The organism is Alcanivorax sp. HI0083 (assembly GCF_001635175.1).
Genome location: NZ_LWFX01001296.1, coordinates 1 through 3201 on the forward strand (window position 1 = coordinate 1; position 3201 = coordinate 3201).

Annotated in this window: 2 protein-coding genes and 1 pseudogene; all 3 read left to right on the top strand. The window is 55.0% G+C overall.

Annotation, left to right across the window (positions count from 1 at the left end):
* The first annotated feature begins 290 nt into the window (after positions 1-290).
* The gene (locus tag A3754_RS19275) at positions 291-1319 is read left to right on the top strand and encodes a hypothetical protein (RefSeq protein WP_082872249.1); all 1029 of its coding nucleotides are present in this window, start codon (positions 291-293) and stop codon (positions 1317-1319) included.
* Positions 1320-1379: 60 nt separating this feature from the next.
* On the top strand, positions 1380-2396 hold the full coding sequence (locus A3754_RS19280) for a putative solute-binding protein (RefSeq protein ID WP_063520994.1): 1017 nt from the start codon (positions 1380-1382) through the stop codon (positions 2394-2396).
* A 191-nt stretch (positions 2397-2587) separates the two neighbouring features.
* A pseudogene (locus A3754_RS19285) lies at positions 2588-3201 on the top strand (C4-dicarboxylate ABC transporter); the annotation flags it as partial.

Below are 3201 nucleotides of genomic sequence, written 5' to 3' on the forward strand. Positions count from 1 at the left end.
CCCAGTGTTTCGAGAATTCGCAGCCCACCCCGGGCGGTATTCAACGCCAGTGAAAGGCCACTCCGTTCGCCCGCAAGCCAGGCCCGCATGTCTTTAACGCCACTGTGATCGCTCATGATAAAGTCGTATTTTCCCTGTGGATTCCATAGGTTATCGAACAGAAACCATGATATAGCAAATTTATTGTTTGTAATTGCTTGCAGGCTTTTTTGTAATTGCCGCTTGTGCCAATTGGCTGACTTTCGTACCTTTGACCGCGCTAATAGAGAACAATAACAAGGAGCTTACGAATGGGTTCTCTTTCCATGAAAAAAATGCTACGACATTCCGGTCTGGTCTTGGTAGGGGGCGCCATCCTGGCTCTGCAAGGCTGTGGCGTCATCTACAAGACTACCGGTGACGTTCTCATCAGCTTCGGTCGATCCGAAATGCTGCCCTACATGATGACCTACGACGACGTACGCATGGCCTGCGTCACCGGTGAGGCACAAACCCCCCTGCTGATGTCCTTCGAGCGAGTCGGGTCTGATCCCAGCAAACTCGGCACCATGGTCTTCACCGTTGCAGCCACCTGTGCGGAACAAATCGCCCTTGAGGCAGAGCTGCGCTACATGCGCTCTGTGAAAGACGGGCGTGTCAGCGAAGCCCAGGATGCACGTATCGAGCAGAAACGCTGGTCAGCCGTGGCGGCACAACGCCAGTTCAAGGCATACAACTACACGGTTGAAGCCTTCGGTGAGGTCAAGGAAGGCGAGTGTCCGAAACTGAAAACCGACTTCGATGAAATGGTATGGATGGTCGGTAATATTTCCGGCGTGCAATCCCTGCTTAACGACGGCGCTTCCGACGGTGCAGTCGGCGTACCCCGCGATATCGCCGCCAAGGTCGAGCGCAACATGAAGTGTCTCGATAACGACAAATGGTGGGGCGTACCACGTGGCACCCGTGCGGCGGTCTGGAACCTGCTGCCGATGCTGGCTCCACCAAACGCGGATGCGTGGGCTGAGCTGGAAACCTCTGCCAAGGCCGGCTTCGACAGCGGTATCCGCCTGGGCAGCGCCCTGTATGCCATGAGCGCTTTCAGCAAAGGTAATGACGAACGCCTGCGCAAAGCTATCCGTGATTACGCGGCAAACGACCAGAATCTGGACCCGGACTACGCCATGCTGGACGCCATTGCCGGCTTCATCGTGCAGGGCATTTCAGACCGTGAATGGACTGAAAACACCGGCAAGCGTACCCCCATTGGTGGCATCGGCACATTCTGGGATGACAAAGCCCAATCCGGCCCCGCCGTAAATATTGACGATTTGCTATAAGCCTGTTGCGGCCTTCGGGCCGCTTTTGAATAAGTTGTAAGAAGTAACCAGGAGACAATTATGCGCTACGTTAAAGCGTTGACTGCAGCCGCCACTGCCGCTCTGGCATTGACGCTTACCCCCACCGCCCAAGCCGCCGAGAAACGCACTATGTGCGTATTCGACATTATCGGCGCCAACGGCGATATCTATAACATCATGAAGGACTACAAGACCGCCGCCCTGGGCTGGGGCATCGATCTTGAGCTCAAGCCCTACACCGATGAAAAAATTGCCTCCGAAGACCTGAAGGCCGGGCAGTGTGATGCCGCCGTCCTTACCGGCATCCGTGGCCGTCAGTTCAACAGCTACACCGGCAGCATGGATTCCATTGGCGCGATCCCCAGCTACGACGCCATGCGCACCGTGATCACCGTACTCGCCAGCGGCAACCCCTCCATCAATGAAAAACTGGTTTCCGGGCCCTATGAAGTGGGCGGCGTTGCGCCAATGGGCGCGGCTTATCTGTTCGTAAAAGACCGCACCATCGATACCGTCGGCGAACTGTCCGGCAAATCCATCGCGGTACTTGAGTACGATACGGCACAGGCCAATATGGCGTCCCGCGTGGGCATGTCCCCCGTGATGTCCGACATCACAAACTTCTCCGGTCGCTTCAACAACGGCTCCGTGGATATCTGTTTTGCCCCCATTGCAGCTTATTCTGCTCTGGAATTGTATAAAGGCATGCAGCCTGACGGCGGCATCATCGATTACGTACTTGGTCAGCTGACGGCTCAAGTGATTCTGAAAAAAGACAAGTTCCCCGCAGACTTCGCAGCACAATCGCGCAAATACATGCTCGGTCAGTTTGACCGCGCCATGCGTGTGATTGAGAACGCCAACAACGAAGTCAACAAGAAGTGGTGGGTGCGCATACCTGAGGCAGACAAACTGCGTTACGACGAAATGATGCGTGATGCCCGTATCGCCCTCACCAAGGAGGGCACCTACAACAAGGACATGATGAGCCTGCTGCGCAAAATTCGCTGCAAGCATGAGCCATCCCGCGCGGAATGCGTAAATCCTGTTGAATAAACGCTTCAGGTAACTGGACGGGGCCAATTGGCCCCGTTTTTCCCTAACCACTCAGATTCTGTCACCCCCTCCACGGGTGCCAGGTAGTCAAGCTGTTTACACTGGCCTAGAATGCAGAGAATAAAGCGCTGAAACCCCAAGCGTTTTCTTTCTTTCGCTTTTACGGCGGTATAACAATAACCGGGTGCACAATGGATAAACCTTCTCTGACTGTTGCAAACCGTTCCGTGGCGGAATGGTTATCCTCCCTTCCCACCCTGATTCTTCTTCTGCTGACCATTTTTCTGGCTTCTGGCGAAGTCATTCACTCTCAGCTACTGAAAATCGGCGAAAACACCTGGGAAGGCTATTTCCTTTTGCGTGGCGCGGGGATGGTGGAACAACCCACTTGTAACCGTGATCCAGACCTGAATCAGGAGCTGGAAAAAGCCATCAAGCAGAAAAAACAGCAAATGGCTGACGACCCGCTAGCCGGTATCTTCGGCACGGACGTCGATGAAGATGCCCTGCGCAAGTCCCTGGAGTCTTCCAGAGCGAACTGCCGAGGCAAATGGGAACGCTACGAACTCATTCAGGAAAAAGCGACCCCAGGCGTGATTGCTTTCCGGACACTGGAAGGCGGCGTTGCCAAAGTGGTGACCACCCTCGGGAACTACAAACGCTTGCTGCTTTGCCTGCTGGTGATGATCTGTGCCGCGACCGCCACCTTGACCCGCCATCATATTTCCCTGCGCCCGGCACACACCCGCAAAGATCACTTTGTTTCCAGCGTCGGGCAACTTGCCGCCAACGTGATGCTGCTCAT

What these genes read in the sequence shown, in the direction of transcription:
- A3754_RS19275 (WP_082872249.1), top strand. Translation starts at nt 291, where the DNA reads ATGGGTTCTCTTTCCATGAAAAAAATGCTACGACATTCCGGTCTGGTC.
- A3754_RS19280 (WP_063520994.1), top strand. Translation starts at nt 1,380, where the DNA reads ATGCGCTACGTTAAAGCGTTGACTGCAGCCGCCACTGCCGCTCTGGCA.